20 protein-coding genes are annotated in these 17723 nt (G+C 63.6%); 11 read left to right on the forward strand and 9 right to left on the reverse strand.

The features are described 5' to 3' along the window. Positions 1–5: 5 nt before the first annotated feature. Positions 6–908: a dioxygenase gene (locus tag BLR13_RS34015; protein ID WP_074814330.1), complete on the reverse strand. Its 903-nt coding sequence runs from the start codon at positions 906–908 to the stop codon at positions 6–8. Positions 909–1059: 151 nt separating this feature from the next. On the opposite strand from BLR13_RS34015, the gene BLR13_RS34020 reads away from it, so the two are divergent. The 6 genes from BLR13_RS34020 to tsaA all read left to right on the forward strand — a co-directional run bounded on the left by BLR13_RS34020 (position 1060) and on the right by tsaA (position 5788). Next, on the forward strand, positions 1060–1983 hold the full coding sequence (locus tag BLR13_RS34020; RefSeq protein WP_433994291.1) for a lytic transglycosylase domain-containing protein: 924 nt from the start codon (positions 1060–1062) through the stop codon (positions 1981–1983). A gap of 157 nt (positions 1984–2140) precedes the next feature. Continuing rightward, positions 2141–3025 (forward strand): phosphotransferase, encoded by an 885-nt coding sequence (locus BLR13_RS34025; RefSeq protein ID WP_157793753.1) that lies wholly within the window; start codon positions 2141–2143, stop codon positions 3023–3025. A 103-nt stretch (positions 3026–3128) separates the two neighbouring features. Further along, positions 3129–3866: an AzlC family ABC transporter permease gene (locus BLR13_RS34030; protein WP_074814323.1), complete on the forward strand. Its 738-nt coding sequence runs from the start codon at positions 3129–3131 to the stop codon at positions 3864–3866. After that, positions 3863–4207, forward strand: coding sequence for an AzlD domain-containing protein (locus BLR13_RS34035; protein ID WP_074830720.1), 345 nt, complete (start codon positions 3863–3865; stop codon positions 4205–4207). Before BLR13_RS34030 ends, BLR13_RS34035 begins: the two co-directional genes overlap by 4 nt. Positions 4208–4264: 57 nt before the next feature. Continuing rightward, positions 4265–5236: a Bug family tripartite tricarboxylate transporter substrate binding protein gene (locus BLR13_RS34040; RefSeq protein ID WP_074814320.1), complete on the forward strand. Its 972-nt coding sequence runs from the start codon at positions 4265–4267 to the stop codon at positions 5234–5236. Positions 5237–5296: 60 nt separating this feature from the next. After that, entirely contained in the window at positions 5297–5788 is a 492-nt protein-coding gene (gene tsaA / locus BLR13_RS34045) for a tRNA (N6-threonylcarbamoyladenosine(37)-N6)-methyltransferase TrmO (RefSeq protein ID WP_074814317.1), read from the forward strand. A gap of 97 nt (positions 5789–5885) precedes the next feature. Here tsaA and BLR13_RS34050 read toward each other — a convergent pair whose 3' ends face one another. From BLR13_RS34050 to BLR13_RS34065, 4 genes are all read right to left on the reverse strand, one after another. Beyond that, positions 5886–6308 carry an HIT domain-containing protein gene (locus tag BLR13_RS34050; RefSeq protein WP_074814315.1) on the reverse strand — a complete coding sequence of 141 codons (423 nt, stop codon included), beginning with the start codon at positions 6306–6308 and terminating at the stop codon, positions 5886–5888. A gap of 67 nt (positions 6309–6375) precedes the next feature. After that, a complete protein-coding gene (locus BLR13_RS34055; protein ID WP_074814310.1) occupies positions 6376–7623 on the reverse strand; it encodes a GNAT family N-acetyltransferase in 1248 nt (415 codons plus the stop codon). 106 nt (positions 7624–7729) lie between these two features. Beyond that, positions 7730–8482, reverse strand: a complete 753-nt coding sequence (locus BLR13_RS34060) for a glycerophosphodiester phosphodiesterase family protein (protein ID WP_074814307.1) — start codon at positions 8480–8482, stop codon at positions 7730–7732. A 14-nt stretch (positions 8483–8496) separates the two neighbouring features. Further along, positions 8497–8964: a RidA family protein gene (locus tag BLR13_RS34065; protein ID WP_074814304.1), complete on the reverse strand. Its 468-nt coding sequence runs from the start codon at positions 8962–8964 to the stop codon at positions 8497–8499. A gap of 240 nt (positions 8965–9204) precedes the next feature. Here BLR13_RS34065 and BLR13_RS34070 point away from each other — a divergent pair, with 240 nt between their 5' ends. Next, positions 9205–10071, forward strand: a complete 867-nt coding sequence (locus BLR13_RS34070) for a cell envelope integrity EipB family protein (RefSeq protein ID WP_074814301.1) — start codon at positions 9205–9207, stop codon at positions 10069–10071. A 127-nt stretch (positions 10072–10198) separates the two neighbouring features. On the opposite strand, the gene BLR13_RS34075 is transcribed toward BLR13_RS34070, so the two are convergent. Both BLR13_RS34075 and BLR13_RS34080 read right to left on the reverse strand, forming a co-directional pair. Next, positions 10199–11512: a DNA polymerase IV gene (locus BLR13_RS34075; RefSeq protein ID WP_074814298.1), complete on the reverse strand. Its 1314-nt coding sequence runs from the start codon at positions 11510–11512 to the stop codon at positions 10199–10201. Continuing rightward, entirely contained in the window at positions 11509–11808 is a 300-nt protein-coding gene (locus BLR13_RS34080; protein WP_074814296.1) for a DUF3572 domain-containing protein, read from the reverse strand. Before BLR13_RS34080 ends, BLR13_RS34075 begins: the two co-directional genes overlap by 4 nt. Before the next feature lie 230 nt (positions 11809–12038). On the opposite strand from BLR13_RS34080, the gene BLR13_RS34085 reads away from it, so the two are divergent. The 3 genes from BLR13_RS34085 to BLR13_RS34095 are packed head-to-tail and all read left to right on the forward strand — an operon-like array spanning position 12039 to position 14100. Further along, a complete protein-coding gene (locus BLR13_RS34085; protein WP_027538546.1) occupies positions 12039–12404 on the forward strand; it encodes a response regulator in 366 nt (121 codons plus the stop codon). Between the two features lie 12 nt (positions 12405–12416). Further along, a complete protein-coding gene (locus tag BLR13_RS34090) occupies positions 12417–13790 on the forward strand; it encodes a PleD family two-component system response regulator (RefSeq protein ID WP_074814293.1) in 1374 nt (457 codons plus the stop codon). Positions 13791–13809: 19 nt separating this feature from the next. Next, on the forward strand, positions 13810–14100 hold the full coding sequence (locus BLR13_RS34095; RefSeq protein ID WP_172805579.1) for a hypothetical protein: 291 nt from the start codon (positions 13810–13812) through the stop codon (positions 14098–14100). Here the strand turns inward: BLR13_RS34095 and BLR13_RS34100 are convergent. Further along, a complete protein-coding gene (locus BLR13_RS34100; protein WP_091976904.1) occupies positions 14078–15325 on the reverse strand; it encodes a serine hydrolase domain-containing protein in 1248 nt (415 codons plus the stop codon). The two genes, BLR13_RS34095 and BLR13_RS34100, sit on opposite strands and share 23 nt — an antisense overlap. Positions 15326–15497: 172 nt before the next feature. Next, complete coding sequence (locus BLR13_RS34105) at positions 15498–16079, reverse strand: TetR/AcrR family transcriptional regulator (protein WP_074814286.1); 582 nt, start codon at positions 16077–16079, stop codon at positions 15498–15500. A 191-nt stretch (positions 16080–16270) separates the two neighbouring features. Here BLR13_RS34105 and BLR13_RS34110 point away from each other — a divergent pair, with 191 nt between their 5' ends. Continuing rightward, positions 16271–17503, forward strand: coding sequence for an MFS transporter (locus BLR13_RS34110; protein WP_074814279.1), 1233 nt, complete (start codon positions 16271–16273; stop codon positions 17501–17503). Positions 17504–17723 lie beyond the last annotated feature (220 nt).

Raw genomic sequence — 17723 nt, forward strand, 5'->3', positions numbered from 1 at the left:
CCGGCTTATACGGCTGCCTTGGCGCGAATCGGCGCCACCGGACGCCGCGCCTCGCCGGGTTCCAGGACAAAGCGCTGGTCGAGCGAATACCAGGGGGCCGCGAAGCCTTCCGCCGACGGCGCGTCGTGACGCCGATAGTCGCCGATCAGCGCGCGGGTGACGCCGAACTGCACGTCGGAATCGAGATGCTCGTCGTCAGGCGAATAGACTTGCGAGATCATCGTCTTGAATCCGGGCTTGTAGATCATGAAGTGCAGGTGGGCCGGCCGGTAATGGTGGCGGCGGGTGGCGCGGACCAGATCGCCGACCGGTCCGTCGATCGGGATCGGATATCCGGCCGGCTTCACGCTCCGGAAATGAAAGCGACCGGCCGCGTCGGTCGTGAAGCGTCCGCGCAGGTTCATCTCGGCCTGCGCCGGGTCCTGGTTCTCGTACAGCCCTTCCGGCGACGAATGCCAGACGTCGACCTTGGCGCCCGCCACCGGACGGCCATCCCGGTCAGTGACGGCGACATTCACGGCGAGCCCGGGTCCCGGTGTTGGTGAACGCACCAGTGTATCGCCGCTGGCGCACATCGGCTGGTCGTCGCGCCAGAATGGCCCCAGCAGGTTCGCCTGGGTCTCGGTCTGGCCGTTATCGCCGTTGTTGAGCAGGCAAACCAGCGCGGACACCCCGAGCGAGCCCGCCATCAGCACGACCTCGTTGTGCGAAGGGGGCGTCTTCTGGCCCATCGCCGCGACGATCCGCACCGCCTCCTGAAACTCGCGTTCGCTGAGACGGACCTCGCGCACGAAGCCGTGCAAGTGCCGCACCAGCGCCAGCAGGATTTCGCGCAGGCGCGGATCCTCGGTGCGGCCAAACGCTTCAACGACGGCGTCGGTGACGGCGGCCTGATTTTCGATGATCATGGTTCCAACCCGTGGCCTCGCCCCTCATCTGTGCGCCATTATTGACGTCAATAGTTGGGCGGTGCCTTCTGGTGTCAAGCAAAGCCCGGTACCCTAGATAAATTGCATGCGATCAGTCCATCCCATCCGCGTCATCCTGTGCCTCGCCGCGATGGTGTTGTGGCAGTCGCCGGCGACGGCGGAGGATACGCCTGCCGCAATGACCGGCTTCGCCCGGCCGAGCGTCGAGGAACTGGCGATCCCCCTGCAAAAGCCGACGGAGGCGGCGCGCGAAAGCGATGCGCGCGAGGCGATGTGCCTGATGATCGAATCGGCGACGAGGGCGGCCAGCCTGCCGCTGGAATTTTTCGCGCGGGTGATCTGGCAGGAGAGCCGCTTTCAGCCTGATGCGGTAGGCCCGGTGACGCGAAGTGGCGCGCGCGCCCAGGGCATCGCGCAGTTCATGCCGGGAACCGCCAGCGAGCGGCGGCTGCTCGATCCCTTCGATCCCGTGCAGGCGCTGCCGAAATCGGCCGAATTTCTCGGCGAGTTGCGCGACCAGTTCGGCAATCTCGGACTGGCGGCGGCGGCCTACAATGCCGGACCCCGGCGGGTGCAGGAATGGCTCGCAGGTTCTGGCCCGATGCCGCAGGAAACCCGCAACTACGTCTCAGCCATCACCGGCTCCACGGTCGAGGACTGGAGGGATGCAGGCCGCAACGGCAAGATGCCCGCGCGCGCGGGGACCTCGAGCTGCCGCGAATTGATGGCCTTGCTCAGGCGTGCGCCCAATCCGTTCGTAGCCGAGCTCGAACAGCATATCACGCTTGCCGCCGCCAAGCTGTGGGGCGTGCAGCTCGCAGCCGGCTTCAGCCGCGACAAGGCGCTGGCGATGTATGCGCGTGCGATGAAGCGGCTGAGTGCCGTGATCGGCGATCAGGACCCGAGCCTGCTGAGTTCCGTGATGCGTAACCGCGGCACGCGCGCCTTCTATCAGGTCAGGATCGGCGCCGACACGCGGCCGGCTGCGGACGATCTCTGCAACCGTATCCGTCGCGCGGGCGGGGCATGCTTCGTGCTGCGCAACAGGGCGTGACGGGTGACCGGTCGCCTCAACCTGTAGTAGGGGAGGTGGCATGATCGCAGATCGATTCGATGCGTTTCCCGCCGCCCATCGTGATATCGCGCGCGAAGCGCTGATCGCAGCTTTTGGAGCGGCGCCGATCGGTGCAATCGCAACGATGACGGGTGGAATGACGACGGCCTCGGTCTATCGTGTCGAGGTCGGCGCACGAAACTATCTGTTGCGCGTTGAGGGAGAACCAAGCCCGCTTCGCAATCCACATCAATACAGGTCCATGGCGATTGCCGCAGAGGCGCGGATCGCTCCGGCGATCCACTATGTGGACGAGGCGGCCCGTGTCGTGGTGATGGATTTCGTCGAGCAGGTGCCGCTGAAGGCCTATTCGGGTGGGCCGACAGCTCTGGCACGGGCGCTGGGCGACTTGTTTTCGCGCGTTCAGGCGACGCCGGTCTTTCCTTATTACGTCAACTATCCCGATATCGTTACCCGCTTGTTTGCGCATGTCCGCCGGACGGGCCTTTTCGCCGACGGCGTGCTTGATCCGCATGTGGCGCGGCTCGAACTGCTCAGCAAGGCATACGAGGCAGGTGCGACAAAGCCTGTCTCCAGCCACAACGATCCCACGCCCGGCAATATCCTGTTCGATGGCGAGCGACTTTGGCTGATCGATTGGGAGTCGGCTTGCCGCAACGATCCTCTGATCGATGTCGCCATTGTGCTGGATGGTCTCGTGCGTACGCCGGTACTCGAAGAAGTCTTTCTGAATGCCTGGCTCGGTCGCGCTCCGGACGATGACATTCGTGTTCGTCTCGAGGTGACACGGGCCCTGACGCGGCTCTATTACGCGGGTTTTTTCTTCAGCTCTTGCGCCGCAGCCCCGTGGAAGGGCGATACCGATCTGTCGGTTCCTTCTCTCGCTGATTTTCAGCAGGCGATTCAGGCGGGCCGGTTGAAGCCCGGTACGCCGGAAATTCGCTATATGCGGGGCAAGATGTTTCTTGCGTCATTTCTATCTGGAGCCTCCACGCCGGGATTTGGCGGCGCCGTCTTGTAAAGAGGGCTTCGTTGCTGGATGGCAGGTCTGACTGATGTCGGCTTGACGCAGCCTGCTTTCGCCAGCCCTATGCCATCGACGACTCACATTTCATTCGGTCCCCGTGACGCTACCTCCGCTCGATTCTCAGAGATGGCAAAGTTCGCTCCGCGCGTTCGGCTGGGGCGTGCGATGCACCGGTTCGACGGTGCTCGCGCTGGTGCTGTTCGTCACCTATATCGGCATCGGCGCGCTGTCCCATGATACCCATTTCAGTCTGGCCTGGGCGCTGACCGCCACGCTTCTGGTATGGGCAGGGCCCGCGCAGATCATTCTGATCTCGACGCTCGGATCGGGTGCCACCATCGTGCAGGCCGCCATCGCGGTGACCGTCACCGCGATCCGGCTGTTTCCGATGGTGGTGTCGGTGCTGCCGATGACGCGGACGCCCACCACCAAGCGGCGCCATCTTATTCTGGTCGCGCATTTCATCGCCGTCACGATGTGGGTCGAGTGTTATCGTTTCCTGCCGCAGGTGCCGCGCGAACGGCGAATTGCTTTCGTGCATGGGCTTGGCAGCGGCCTGGTGTGCATCGGCCTGACGGCGACGACGATCGGCTATCTCCTGGCCGCCAACCTGTCGCAACTGTTCGCCGCCGCGATCCTGTTGCTGACGCCGCTGGCATTTCTGTTTTCCACCGCGCGCAACTCCCGGGAAGTGGCCGACGTCGTCGCATTGGTGCTCGGACTGGTGCTGTATCCGGTGGCGTCGATGATGCACAGCGGCGTCGATATCCTCGTCAGCGGCGTGGTGGCGGGCACCATCGCCTACGGCGTTCACCGATGGAAGGCGCGGGCATGAGCGACTTCATCGGTGATTGGCACGCGCTGCTGGTCCTGCTGGTCGCAGGCGTACTTCCCAACCAGATCTGGCGGATGCTCGGGCTCTGGTTCGGTGGCGGAATCGACGAGGGGTCGGAACTGCTGGTGTGGGTGAGGGCGGTCGCGACCGCCGTACTGGCCGGTGTCATCGCGCAGATCGTGGTGCAGCCGCCCGGCGCGCTGGCGAGCGTTCCCGACTGGCTGCGCTATAGCGCGGTCGTGGCGGGTTTTGCGGCGTTCATGCTGTCGCGAAAATCGATCTTTGCCGGCGTGGTTGCCGGCGAGATCGTCATGCTGGCGGGCAAATACTGGCTCGGTTGATTGCAGCCGGGGCATAATGCGGTACTCTCGGATATAAGAAAAATCAGGGGGAACGGCATGAATTGGCGCACTTTATCGGCTCTGGCTTGCGGCCTCGTTCTGGCCGTGCCGCAAGGCCACGCGGCGGAATATCCGACGCGCGCAATCAAGCTGATCGTGCCCTATGCCGCGGGCGGACCGACCGACGTGCTCGGCCGCATGGTCGGCGATTATCTCGGCCGCGACCTCAAGCAGACCGTGGTGGTCGAGAACAAGGCCGGCGCGCAGGGCGCGATCGGCGCCGAGGCCGCGGCGCGCTCCGAACCCGACGGCTACACGCTGTTCTTCACGGCGGCCTCGCTGTTCGTGCTCAACCCGCAGCTCTACAAGAAGCTGCCCTATGATCCCGACAAGGATTTCCGGATGCTGGCCGTCATCACCGACCTGCCGGTTCTGATGGAGGTTCACCCTTCCGTGCCGGCCAAGACGGTTGCGGAGTTCGTGGCCTATGCCAGGCAAAATCCCGGCAAACTCAATTTCGGGTCGGCCGGCACCGGCGGCACCACCCATCTCGCCGGCGAGATGTTCAAGCAGATGGCCGGCGTCGACATGGTTCATGTCGCCTATAAGGGCGCGGGTCCCGCGCTGACCGATTTGCTGTCCGGCAATATCCAGTTGATGTTCGACACGCTCGGCACCGCGCTGCCGCCGGTCAAGGGTGGATTGCTGCGGCCGCTGGCGGTCAGTTCGGCGCAGCGCATCGCCGAACTGCCCGACGTGCCGACCATGGCCGAGAGCGGCTATCCCGACTATGCCGTCAGCGTCTGGTACGGCGTCGCCGCGCCGTCTAAAGTGCCCGATGACGTCGTGCAAAAACTGAAAGCCAGTCTCGACCGCGCCTTGAGCGATGACACGTTCCGCGCCTCGCTCGACAAGGTCGGGTTCACGCCGCTGCGCCCGAAGAGCCAGGCCGAGATCGACAAATTCGTCACGACCGATCGCGCGCGGTGGGCCGCCGTGATCAAGGCCCTCAACATCTCACTGGATTAGTATTTTCAGGCGAAGTAGGCACTGGTTCGAAGAAAACGCGTCAAAACGCAAGAGCAGGCAATGGTACGTCAAAGTGAAGTCCGCGACGGTGAACTCACCGTCGATATGCCGCCGGCGCGCGATGCCGGCCTCGTCTTCATCGGCCGGATCCGCACGCCGTGGACCTCGCGCCTGGAGACCCCGCGGCAGGGCCGCCACGACGGTCCGGTCTGTCGCCTCGAGATTTTCGAGCCCTGGGTGCCCGCGATCAAGGGCGTCGATTTCTATTCGAATCTCGAAGTGATCTACTGGCTGCATCTGTCGCGGCGCGACCTAGTGCTGCAGAGCCCGAAGAACAACGGCAAAACGCGCGGCGCGTTCTCGCTGCGCTCGCCGGTGCGGCCCAATCCGATCGCCACCTCGATCGTCAAGCTGGTCGGGATCGAGGGCAATGTGATCCTGGTGCGCGGCCTCGATTGCCTCGACGAGACGCCGCTGCTGGACGTCAAGCCCGACCGCTGTGAGTTCACGCCGCTGGCGCCGCCGCAGGCCGGAGATTTCGAGACGGAGTAGTTAGCTTGTAGCCCGGATGAGCGAAGCGAAATCCGGGGACCACTGTGAGACGGGTCCCGGATTTCGCTCCGCTCATCCGGGCTACGAAGTCTCGAATTTAACCCAGCGCCGCGATCAGCTTGGTCGCGTTGTCTTCCAGCACCTTGACGTCTTCCTTGCGGCTGGCCGGCGGCAACAGCGCGACGCCGTCATGGCGCGGCATCACGTGCATGTGCAGGTGGAACACGACCTGTCCGCCGGCAACTTCGTTGAACTGCTGCACGGTGATGCCGTCGGCCTTGAAGGCTTTCATCGCGGCGGCAGCGATCTTGTGGGCGCCGCGCGCGACATGGGCATAGTCGTCCGGCTTGATGTCGAGGATGTTGCGGGCAGGGGCCTTGGGGATCACCAGCGTGTGGCCGGGCGCGCGCGGCATGATGTCGAGGAAGGCCAGCACGTGCTCGTCCTCATAGACCTTGTGGCAGGGAAACTCGCCGCGCAGGATTTTTGCGAAGATGTTGTTGGTGTCATAGGCGGGCATGGCGTCTTCCCTTCACGTTTCGTCTCGTTATCGTTTCGTCTTGGTGTCGTTTCGGTAGCAGAGCAGGTCAGGCCTCGTCGACAGCCTTGCGGAACGGCCCGGCCTCGCTCAGTTCGCGTCCGACCTCGGCCACATAGGCGCGTTCGCGCTTCAGGTAATCCGCGATCGCCCGCCGCAGGCCGGGGTCGGCGATGTAATGCGCGGAGTAGGTGGTTTGCGGCAGGTAGCCGCGCGCCAGCTTGTGCTCGCCTTGCGCGCCGGCTTCCACCGTTTTCAGGCCGCGTTCAATCGCGAACTCGATGGCCTGGTAATAGCAGACCTCGAAATGCAGGAACGGGTGGTGCTCGACCGCGCCCCAGTTGCGGCCGAACAGCGTATCCGAGCCGATGAAGTTGATGGCGCCGGCGATCCAGCGGCCGTTTCGCTTGGCCATCACCAGCAGCACGTCCCGGCTCATGCTCTCGCCGATCAGCGAGAAGAAGTTTCGGGTGAGATACGGCCGGCCCCATTTGCGCGAACCGGTCTCCATATAGAATTCGAAGAACGCGTCCCACGCATCCTCCGTGATATCGGCCCCGGTCAGCCGGTGGATCGTGATGTCGGAGGCCAGCGCCTCGCGCCGTTCGCGCTTGATTGCCTTGCGGTGGCGTGAATTCAACGAGCCCAGGAAATCGTCGAACGTCTTGTAGCCTTCGTTGCGCCAGTGGAACTGCTGGTCGTGGCGCCGCAGGAAACCGTGCTCGCCCAAAAACTTCGCTTCGGCTTCGGGCGCAAAGGTCACGTGGACAGAGGAGGCGTTGGTCGCGTTGCACAGCGCCATCAATCCGCTCGCCAGCGCCGTGCCGATCCGCTCGCGGTCGACGTCGCCGCGGATCAGCAGTCGCGGCCCGGTGGCGGGCGTGAACGGCACCGAAGCCTGCAGTTTCGGGTAATAGCGGCCGCCGGCGCGCTCATAGGCATCGGCCCAGCCGCGGTCGAAGACATATTCGCCCTGGGAGTGCGATTTCAGATAGCAGGGCACGACACCGACGATGGCGCCATCAAGCCTTGCCAGAAGATGCCGCGGACCCCAGCCGGTGCGCGCGCAGGCCGAACCGGACGCCTCGGCGGCCGCGAAAAAAGCATGGGAAACAAATGGGTTATAGCCAGGCTTTGAGTCGGCGGACGAGCAGCCTAGCGCGCCGGGTGAGGCCAGGGTGTCGAGATTTTCGATTCTGTCGGGATCGGGCCGCGGGTTGGCGCAGGCGTCCCAATCCGCAGCCTTGATGTCGCTGACGGCGGGGACGGCTTCGAGGGTGATTTCGGATGACGCCATCAAGAATTCAGACCGGTCCCATCGTGCAATCAGCCGGCGCGTATGACGACCAACCCTCTGAAAGATCGTGCATTGCAGCGACGACTTCAAGCCCGCCGCCAGCGCATCAGGTTCCCGGCAGAAAGCCTTCAAAAATCATCTGGTCGGCGTAACGCGCGGCGCGGGCGCGCTGTTCCGGCGTACGGACCGTCCAGCTCAACAGCGGCAGGCCGAAGACGTTGCGGGCGATCCAGGGGGCTACCGACGGCAGTTCGTTGACCCAATAGGCCACGAAATGCGGCCGGGTGCGGAACGCATGGCGCAAATGCGTCATGCCCAGGCGCTGTTCGGCTGACGCTTCCGGCCAGTCGGTTTCGGTATATTCGCGCTCGGCGACGATTCCGCGGACAAGGTTTGGCATGAGCTCTCGAAGCGCCAGCACCTGGTCGGGATCAAAGGACATTCCGGCCGCGGGTCCCGCATAGCCGGCGAGCACCTCGGCCATTCGCTTCACCAGTTTGCGGTCGCCGTCAAAATGGCTCTTCACCTCGATCACCAGCGGCACGCGGCCGGCGACCAGCGCGCAGAGATCGCCGAGCGTCATCATCCGCTCGTCGGTATTCTTGAACCTGACTGCCTTGAGTTCGGCCGCGGTCTTGCCGAGCAACGCGCCGGAACCTTCGGTGAGGCGTCCGAGCGCGTCGTCGTGATGCACCATCGCTTCGCCATCCGCGGTGAGCTGGATGTCGCATTCGATGGCGAAATGCGCTTGCGCTGCGGCCTCGGCCGCCGCCGGCATGTTCTCGATGATGCCGCGCGCGAAATCATGCAGGCCGCGGTGAGCGACCGGCCGCGCCGTCAGCCAATCCGGGGCGCGCACCGCTACGGCTCCGCTCAGGACACCTCGAAGACGGCCTCGACCTCGACGGCGGCATCCGAGGGCAGGGAGGCTACGCCGACGGTGGTGCGGGCGTGGCGGCCCTTGTCGCCGAACGCTGCGACCATCAGGTCGGAGGCGCCGTTGAGCACCTTCGGCCCATCGAGGAAATCCGGGGCCGAGTTGACGAAGCCGCCGAGCCGGACCACGCGCACCACCTTGTCGAGATCGCCCATCGCCGCCTTGACCTGCGCCAGCAGGTTGACGCCGCAACCCTTTGCCGCTTCGTACCCTTGTTCGACGGTGACGCCGGCGCCGAGCTTGCCCTTGGCGATCAGCTTGCCCTCGGCATTGGCGCAGACCTGGCCCGAGACGAACAGCAGATTGCCGGTGCGGACGAAGCCGACATAGTTGGCCATGGCGGCGCGGGGCTCCGGCAAGGTGATGCCTTGTGCCGTCAGCTTCTGTTCGACCGTACCCGCCATGTTTCCGTCCCCGCTTGATTTGCCTGTTTCTGAATTCAGATCAGGCGCATTGTTTCGCGCATCGCGCCTTCTGTTGCAAGCGAGGGTGAAAGCTCGTGATGTGCCGAAAATCGCGCCAGAATCGCCGAAAAACGTGGCAGGGCGGCGTCAAAATACTACGTTTTCGTGAAGCCGCCCTAGTTGCGACGCAATAGAGCCGTCACTAATGTGACGAATCTCCCATCGAGGAAAAAACAGAACATGGCCAGCTCGCTCCCGATTCCGGTCCGCGCTTTGATGTTCTCGGTTGCGGCCAGCTTCGGAGCCGCGCTCACCCATGTGCCGGCGGTGGCCGCCGCCAGCGGGCCGTTTCTCTCGCACCAGGCGCTATACGAATTGAGCCTCATCAAGTCGCGCGGCTCCAATGCCATCAGCAACGCGCGCGGGCGGATCCTCTACAATTTCTCCGGTAGTTCCTGCGAGGGCTATACCTCAGAATTCCGCCAGGTGTCGGAACTCGACAGCGGCGAGGGCAAGCTGACGCTGAGCGATCTGCGCTCGTCCTCCTGGGAGGACGCCGCCGGCAAGAGCTATCGCTTCAAGATCGATACAAGGATGAACGACAGCGATTCCGCGCCGGTCGATGGCATGGCCGAGCGCGTTGGCGATCATATCACGGTCAAGCTGAAGCAGCCGGTGGCGAAGACGTTCAACCTCGACGGCAATGTCGTGTTCCCGACGGAGCAGATCCAGCACATCATCGCTGCGGCCCGCGCAGGCAAATCGGTGCTGGAACTGACGGTCTATGACGGCTCCGACAACGGCGAGAAGGTCTACAACACGCTGTCGGTCATCGGACAGCCGATTCCGGGCACCCGCAACATCGCATCGCCCGATCCTTCCACCGCCAACGACCAGATGAAGACGCTGACGCGCTGGCCGGTCACCGTCAGCTATTACGACCGCGAAGCCAAGTCCAAGGACGGCGAGCAGACGCCGGTGTACGCGATGTCGTTCGAGCTGTTCGAAAACGGCGTCTCCCGCGCGCTGGTGCTCGACTACAACGATTTTGTGATTTCGGGCGCGATGGGCAAGTTCGACGTCAAGGATTCCAAGCCGTGTAAGTGACGCGCGAAAGCCCGTCATCCCCCGATGCGCAATTGCGCATCTGAGGGCGCGCATTAGCGCGAACCCGGGATCTCGAGATTCCGGGTTCGATGCTTCGCATCGCCCCGGAATGACGGGAGTAGGGGAGTCACTCCTCCTCCTCTTCCTCATCTTCTTCCTTCTCCGGTCCCTCATACGCAATGCCCCGGATCACGGCGGCATTGCCGAACTTCTTGCGCAGATTGTCGATCGCGCGTTCGGCGTGGGCCGAGCGGCGGTCGAGCATGTCGGAATCCTCGGCCTGGTCGCCGGGGCGCAGCGCGCTGACGCCGGTGCCGATCAGGCGAAACGCCGTGCCGTCGATTTCCTTGGCCAGCAGCTCGCGCGACACCGCGAATATCCGAGCTGCGAGCTGCGTCGGGGTCTGGATCGATTGCGAACGGGTGCGCTGCCGGAAATCGGCGGTCTTCAGTTTCAACGTGATGGTGAGGCCTGAAAGTTCGCTATTTTTCAGCCGCGACGACACTTTTTCCGACAGCCGCCACAGCACCTTTTCGAGAGTCGCAAAATCCTTGATGTCGTTCTCGAAGGTGGTCTCATTCGAAATCGTCTTGGCGCCGCGATCGGCCACGACCAGGCGGTCGTCGATGCCGCGCGCCAGCCGCCACAGCCGTCGGCCTTCGGTGCCGAACTGTTTCATCAGTTCGACCTCGTCGGCGCGCTGCAGGTCGGCGATGGTGCGAAAACCCCGTTGCAGCAGTTTTTCCTGGGTGGCGGGTCCGACGCCGTAGATGAAGCCGACCGGTCGGTCGGCCAGCATCTCGCGCGCCTCGTCCTGATCGAGCGCCGCAAAGCCTCTGGGCTTGTCGAGGTCGGAGGCAATCTTGGCGAGAAATTTGTTGCAGGACAGGCCGACCGATACCGTGATGCCGATGTCGCGCTCGACGTCGCGGGCGAAGCGCGCCAGCACCTTCGCCGGAATCATGCCGTGGACGCGCTGGGTGCCGGAAAGGTCGAGAAACGCCTCGTCGATCGACAACGGCTCGACCAGCGGCGTCAGCGTCTGCATGGCGTGGCGCACCTCGCGGCCAACCCGGACGTATTTTGCCATGTCGGGCCGGATCACGACCGCCTGGGGGCAGAGCGCCAGCGCCTTGAACATCGGCATCGCCGAGCGCACGCCAAAGGTCCGCGAGATGTAGCAGGCCGCCGACACCACGCCACGCTTGCCGCCGCCGATGATGACGGGCTTGTCGGCGATCTCGGGGTTGTCGCGCTTTTCGACCGTGGCGTAGAATGCGTCGCAATCGATATGGGCCAGCGTCAGCGAGGGCAGGGCCCGGTGGCGGACCAGCCGGGGCGAGCCGCATTTGCCGCATCTCGTGGCCTTGATGTCGAGGTCACCGAGGCAATCCCGGCAAAAGCAGCGCGGACCGTCAAGCGCCGGCGCCGACGCGCTCACGGCACGTCGCGCTCCCAGTCCGGGTCATCAAGCGCCTGGCGGGCGGCGGCGACGTTGGTCGGGTGGAGTTGCGAGGCGTCGGCAAAGGCCTTCACGGTTGCGTCATCGCGCAGGACGAAATCGAGCACGGACGCCAGAAATTGCGGATTGGCCGCCGCCGTCCGCAGCGTCTCCGGGCCCAAACCGCTTTCGGCCAGGAACAGCCCTAACCGCTCAGGGTCGCCGGCGACGAAGGTCAGCGCCTGAATCGCAACGATTTCAGCTACTTCGCGGGGGTTGTGAACAGGCTTTTTCAACAGGCGGTTTGCCTTTCCGTTAACTTATGGGCTCTACTTTGAAACCATCATGCCCGAGTCTGCGGAACGTGTTCAAGCAAGTGGAAACCGCTTCGCAAAAAGTTGGCACATGGATTTAACGGCTTAGAGCGAATCTGTCGCTAGTTTGAATTCACTTTTCGACAAGGGGCGGCGGCGGTGCGGGACGCACCGCAAGGCCGGATGGGTTTCTGGGACAAGGGAGGGACGGGATGGCCAAAACCGTCCTGATCGTCGAAGACAACGAGCTCAACATGAAGCTCTTTCGCGATCTGTTGGAAGCGCACGGCTATCAGACCTCGGGCACCAGCAACGGTTTCGAGGCGCTCGATCTCGTCCGCAAGCTTCGCCCTGACCTGATCCTGATGGATATCCAGCTTCCGCAGGTATCCGGCCTCGAAGTGACGCGCTGGATCAAGGACGATCCGGAACTGCGCGCCATTCCGGTGGTCGCAGTCACCGCGTTTGCGATGAAGGGCGACGAGGAACGCATCCGCGAGGGCGGCTGCGAGGCGTATTTGTCCAAACCAATTTCAGTCGGCAAGTTTATTGAAACGGTACGGCGTTTTATCGGGTAGGAGTGAGTTTCGATGTCTGCGCGTATCCTGGTCGTCGATGATGTTCCCGCCAACGTCAAGCTGCTGGAAGCCCGTCTGTCCGCCGAATATTTCGACGTGCTGACCGCGTCCAACGGCGCCCAGGCGCTGGACATCTGCTCGCGCGCCGAATGCGACATCATCCTGCTCGACGTCATGATGCCCGACATGGACGGTTTCGAGGTCTGCCGCCGGCTGAAGTCCAATCCGGCGACGCATTACATTCCGGTGGTGATCATCACGGCGCTGGACAGCGCGGCCGATCGCGTCCGCGGGCTCGAGGCCGGGGCCGACGACTTTCTGACCAAGCCGGTGTCCGACGTCGTGCTGATCGCGCGCGTCCGCTCGTTGACGCGACTGAAGATGATGACCGACGAGCTGCGCATGCGCGCCATCACCTCGCTGGAAATCGGCATGGAGGCGCCGGAGCGCAGCGCCGTCGCCGACAAGGGCGTCGGCGGACGCATCCTCTTGGTCGACGACCGGCCGTCGTCCTACGAGCGGCTGGCGCCGATCCTTGCTACCGAGCATACCGTCGATGTCGAGACCAATCCGGCGGAAGCCCTGTTTCACGCCGCCGACGGCAACTACGACCTGCTGATCGTCTCGCTCAGCCTGGAGAACTATGACGGCCTGCGGCTGTGCAGCCAGGCGCGTTCGCTGGAGCGCACCCGCCAGATGCCGATCCTGGCGATTTCCGACGCCGACAACAATGCGCGGCTGCTGCGCGGGCTTGAAATCGGCGTCAACGATTACCTGCTGCGCCCGGTCGACAAGAACGAGTTGCTGGCGCGGGCGCGCACCCAGATCCGCAAGCGGCGCTACACCGACCATCTGCGCGACAATGTGCAGAACTCGATCGAAATGGCGATCACCGACGCGCTGACCGGGCTGCACAATCGCCGCTACATGGAAAGCCATCTGCAGACGCTGGCCGAGCAGGCCTCGAGCCGCGGCAAGCCTCTGGCGCTGATGATCATCGACATCGATTTCTTCAAGGCCATTAACGACAATTACGGTCACGACGCCGGCGACGACGTGCTGCGCGAATTTGCGGTGCGGATCCGCAAGTCGATTCGCGGCATCGATCTGGCTTGCCGCTACGGCGGCGAGGAATTCGTCATCGTGATGCCGGAAACCGACCTTCACGTCGCCGGCATGGTGGCGGAACGGCTGCGCCGCTCGATCGCCGGCGAAACCTTCGCGGTCAACAAGGGCATCAGGCGCATCGAGGTCACGATCTCGATCGGGCTGACGACGCTGGAGCGCAAGGGCGAACCGGTCGCCGACGTACTGAAGCGCGCCGACACCGCGCTGTACCGCGCCAAGCACGACGGCCGCAACCGTGTGGTTTCCGCGGCGGCGTGAAATGATACGTCGGGCGAACGTGCTGCTCCACTGGCTGGTAGTCGACCAGTCGGATCCGTTACCTCGTGGTCCGCATTTCTCGATGCCAGCTCGCTTCGATCATCAAGGCGAAGACTGGATAGACAATGCGTGGAGCCTTGTCGTGGACCTCGACGGAATTCCCGACCCCGATCGCAATCAGATCGGGACGGTGAGATTCCTGATGCCTGATGCGCCCAACGATTGGCTGCGCGAAGGCAAGCGGTTCATCTTGATGGAAGGACCGCTCGCGCTCGCCGAGGGCGAGATTAGGCTAGTGCGGACGGACTAGTTGATCGCTCGGATTGCCCTTCGCGCCCTTGCTTGATGGCCTCATACGCCAGCCGCTTGAACTCGAACGAGAACGGGTGGACGAACGCCATCTGGCGCTGCGCCATCATCACGCCAGCCATGTTGCGCTTCGGCGAGATCCACCATTGCGTGCCGGCCACGCCACCCCAATAGAATTCGCCCGACGCATCGGGATGATCGAATGCCGAGGGCTTCAGGATCAGCCCGCCGGCCAGGCCGTGCGCCTTGCCGGGCTGTTCGCCCATCATGGCAAAGCGGATCCACTGGCCATCCGGCAACTGGTTGGTCATCATCTGGGCGATCGTCTCCGGCTTGAGCAGGGTTTTGCCGCCGGGCAGCAGGCTGCGGATCAACGCGACCATGTCGGGCATCGTCGAAACCAGACCGCCGCCGCCATTGAGGCGCGCGACAGGGCGCAGATAGGCGCCGGGGAAGGGCGCGTTGTCGGTGCGGGTCAGGCCCGGCTTCATCGGATCCATCAGGTCGGCGCCGGCGTAATACGCCACCAGCCGTCCCTGATCCTTTTCCGGCACGACGAAGCCGGTATCGACCATGCCGAGCGGATCGAGAATCCGCGCCTTGATGAACGTGTCGAAGCTCTGGCCGCTGATGACTTCGACCAACCGTGCCACCACGTCGATCGCGAGCGAGTATTCCCAGGACGTCCCCGGCTGATAGATCAGCGGCAGGTCGGCCAGCACGTCGACCATCTGCGCCAGCGTGGTCATGGGATTGTGGACGCCGCGCTCGTTGAGCGCCTTGAAGATGACGGTGCCGGGATCGAAGAAGCCGTAGCTCAGACCGGAGCTGTGGCTCAGGAGCTGACGGATCGTGATCGAGCTCTTGGCCGGCTCGGTATCGTCAAGCGAGGTCGCGCCTGATCGTAACACCTTCCGATTTCCGAGCTGCGGAATAAACTTCTCAATGGGATCGTCGAGCCCAAGTTTGCCCTCCTCGAACAGCAGCAGCGCGGCGCAGGAGGTGATCAGCTTGGTGTTGGAAAAAACCCGGAAAATATGATCGGTGCGGAGAGCCGTCTGCGCTTCCTTGTCGGCCCATCCGACGCAGTTCACGTCCACCAGATCCCGGCCGACCATGACAGCCCAGGAAATGCCGGACAGCAGGTTGCCGTCGATATAGCGCTGCATGGCCGCGCGGGCCGGCTTGAAATCGTAGCCGCTGGCGGTCACTTTCAGGTCTTCCATTTTCGCTCCTCTTTGCCGCCAATTCTGGCGTCGTCCCTGCGAAAGCAGGGACCCATAACCACCGGTTCTGATTTTTGCAGAAGGTAACTACCACATCGCCATACCGATACGCCACGGCGTATGGGTCCCTGCTTTCGCAGGGACGACCGGGGATTCAATCGATCGATGCAGGCTAGTGCTTCTTGGCGGGGGATTGCGGCTTCGGCGCGGCCGCACCGCTGCCAACCTTCACCCCCGCATTCCTGAGCAACACCGTTGCGGCCTGCCTGGCTGCGCGCGCCATCGCGGGGTCGTTGCGGACCAGATCCTGGGCGATCGAGCCGTCGACCAGCAGCGTCAGCTGCGTCGCCAGTCCCTCGGCATCGGCGATGCCAAGCTGCAGCAGCAGATCGCGAAACCAGAGTCTTCGGCTTTCCTTGAAGGCGATCGCGATCTTGCGCACCGGCTGGTCCTCGCTGCCGAGTTCGGCAACCGCGTTGACGAAGGGGCAGCCGCGAAAATCCTTGGCCGAGAACCGCCGTTCCAGCGAATCGAAGGTGCCGAGAATCTGTTCGGCGGGTGGTTTCTCCGATGGCCGCGGCGCCACGAAGCGGCGCTCGAGATAGGCCGAGATCAGCGCGTCCTTTGACGGAAAATGATTATAGAGCGTGCGCTTGCTGATGCCGATTTCGGCCGCGATGGTGTCGACGCCAACCGCGCGAATCCCCTGCAAATAGAACAGCCTGTCCGCGGTTTCGAGGATGCGGTCCTTCATTGCAGGCTTCTGCATTGATGGCTCTGACGCGGAAGCTTTGGCGGGCTGGGGTGGCATGCGATTGCGTGGGGTCCATTCGCCTTGACAGCAGGACCACTCTATAGCCTAGTTACACAGGTCTGTGTACCTAAATCAGGCGCCAAACGCAGGACACGGATTTCGTGCCGCGGCCCCGAGGGAGAATAAGAACAATGCCCCTGCTGCAAGTCCTGCGCCCCACGCTGCCCATCCTGATCGGCGCTTCGCTGATGCTGACGCTCAGCATGGGCCTGCGGCAGTCGCTCGGCATCTTCATGCAGCCGCTGACGCATGACATCGGCATATCGGTCTCCGACTTCACGCTGGCGATTGCCGTGCAAAACCTCGCCTGGGGTTTCTTGCAACCGCTCGCCGGCGCGCTGACGGTGCGTTACGGCTTTCGCAGCATCATGGTGATCGGCTCGTTGTTCTACATTGCGGGCCTGACGTTGATGGCGAGCGCGCACGGCTTTCTCAGCGTCATGATCGGTGGCGGCGTGCTGATCGGCATGTCGCTGGCCTGCACCGCGGCGGCGATTGCGATGTCGGTCGCGGCGCGCGCGGTGCCGGCGACGGTGCGCAGCACGGTCATGGGCCTGGTGTCGGGGGCGGGATCGCTCGGCGCCCTGCTGTCGGCGCCGCTCGGGCAGATTCTCAACGAAGGCTATGGCTGGCGCGTCGGTCTCGCCGGATTCGTGGTGCTGGCGCTGGCGATGATTCCCGCGGCCTGGTTTGCCGGCGGCGTCGACAGGATTGCGCTGCCGAAGCCGGCGTCGGACGAGATCGGCAACACCTCGGCCAGCGTCGCGGTCAAGGTGGCGTTCTCCAACCCGTCCTTCGTGGTGATGACCTGCGCCTATTTCGTCTGCGGCATGCAGCTCGTATTCCTCACCACCCATCTGCCGTCCTATCTGGCGATCTGCGGCCTGGATCCGATGCTGAGCGCGCAGACGCTCGGCATGATCGGCGGCTTCAACGTGATCGGCAGCATCTTCTTCGGCTGGGCAGGCCAGCGCTGGAACAAGCTGGTGCTGCTCGGCGGCATCTACATCGTCCGCTCCATCGCGCTCGCCTGGTACTTCACCCTGCCGGCGACGCCGGCGACCACGCTATTGTTCGGCGCCATCATGGGTTTCCTGTGGATGGGCGTTGGGCCGCTGGTGGCCGGTGCGGTCGCCGAAATGTTCGGCCTGAAATGGCAGGCGATGATCCAGGGGCTCGCCTTCATGAGCCATCAGCTCGGCAGCTTCCTCGGCGCCTTCGGCGGCGGGGTGCTGTACGACCAGCTCGGCTCCTACACCATGGCGTGGCGAATCGGCGTTGCGCTGGGTCTCGCCGGAGGCATCATCCAGGTCGCCTTCGCGCTGATCCGGCCGAGCGGGCCGCCGGTGTTGCGAACGGCGTAAGGCTGACCGGGAGGTGGCTTAAAACGAGGCAGTGGAAAGTGCCGCCTGCGTTTTAAGCGCTTGTGCCCTTAAAAGCGGCAGAAAACTAGAATGCCTTCGCACGGGAAGCCAGAAATCGATGACAATTCATTAGGTTAACCGAATGCCTTCGATGGCATGAATCTTGTCTGAGGTTAAGCATCGGTTTTGGGAAACGTCATCGACATCGTCCGCCCTTGGT

Source organism: Bradyrhizobium ottawaense, assembly GCF_900099825.1.
GTDB lineage: Bacteria > Pseudomonadota > Alphaproteobacteria > Rhizobiales > Xanthobacteraceae > Bradyrhizobium > Bradyrhizobium ottawaense_A.

What these genes read in the sequence shown, in the direction of transcription:
- BLR13_RS34040 (WP_074814320.1), top strand. Translation starts at nt 4,265, where the DNA reads ATGAATTGGCGCACTTTATCGGCTCTGGCTTGCGGCCTCGTTCTGGCC.
- BLR13_RS34110 (WP_074814279.1), top strand. Translation starts at nt 16,271, where the DNA reads ATGCCCCTGCTGCAAGTCCTGCGCCCCACGCTGCCCATCCTGATCGGC.
- BLR13_RS34100 (WP_091976904.1), bottom strand. Translation starts at nt 15,325, where the DNA reads ATGGAAGACCTGAAAGTGACCGCCAGCGGCTACGATTTCAAGCCGGCC.
- BLR13_RS34105 (WP_074814286.1), bottom strand. Translation starts at nt 16,079, where the DNA reads ATGAAGGACCGCATCCTCGAAACCGCGGACAGGCTGTTCTATTTGCAG.
- BLR13_RS34090 (WP_074814293.1), top strand. Translation starts at nt 12,417, where the DNA reads ATGTCTGCGCGTATCCTGGTCGTCGATGATGTTCCCGCCAACGTCAAG.
- BLR13_RS34065 (WP_074814304.1), bottom strand. Translation starts at nt 8,964, where the DNA reads ATGGCGGGTACGGTCGAACAGAAGCTGACGGCACAAGGCATCACCTTG.
- BLR13_RS34020 (WP_433994291.1), top strand. Translation starts at nt 1,060, where the DNA reads ATGGTGTTGTGGCAGTCGCCGGCGACGGCGGAGGATACGCCTGCCGCA.
- BLR13_RS34055 (WP_074814310.1), bottom strand. Translation starts at nt 7,623, where the DNA reads ATGGCGTCATCCGAAATCACCCTCGAAGCCGTCCCCGCCGTCAGCGAC.
- tsaA (WP_074814317.1), top strand. Translation starts at nt 5,297, where the DNA reads ATGGTACGTCAAAGTGAAGTCCGCGACGGTGAACTCACCGTCGATATG.
- BLR13_RS34025 (WP_157793753.1), top strand. Translation starts at nt 2,141, where the DNA reads ATGACGACGGCCTCGGTCTATCGTGTCGAGGTCGGCGCACGAAACTAT.
- BLR13_RS34050 (WP_074814315.1), bottom strand. Translation starts at nt 6,308, where the DNA reads ATGCCCGCCTATGACACCAACAACATCTTCGCAAAAATCCTGCGCGGC.
- BLR13_RS34070 (WP_074814301.1), top strand. Translation starts at nt 9,205, where the DNA reads ATGGCCAGCTCGCTCCCGATTCCGGTCCGCGCTTTGATGTTCTCGGTT.
- BLR13_RS34035 (WP_074830720.1), top strand. Translation starts at nt 3,863, where the DNA reads ATGAGCGACTTCATCGGTGATTGGCACGCGCTGCTGGTCCTGCTGGTC.
- BLR13_RS34015 (WP_074814330.1), bottom strand. Translation starts at nt 908, where the DNA reads ATGATCATCGAAAATCAGGCCGCCGTCACCGACGCCGTCGTTGAAGCG.
- BLR13_RS34085 (WP_027538546.1), top strand. Translation starts at nt 12,039, where the DNA reads ATGGCCAAAACCGTCCTGATCGTCGAAGACAACGAGCTCAACATGAAG.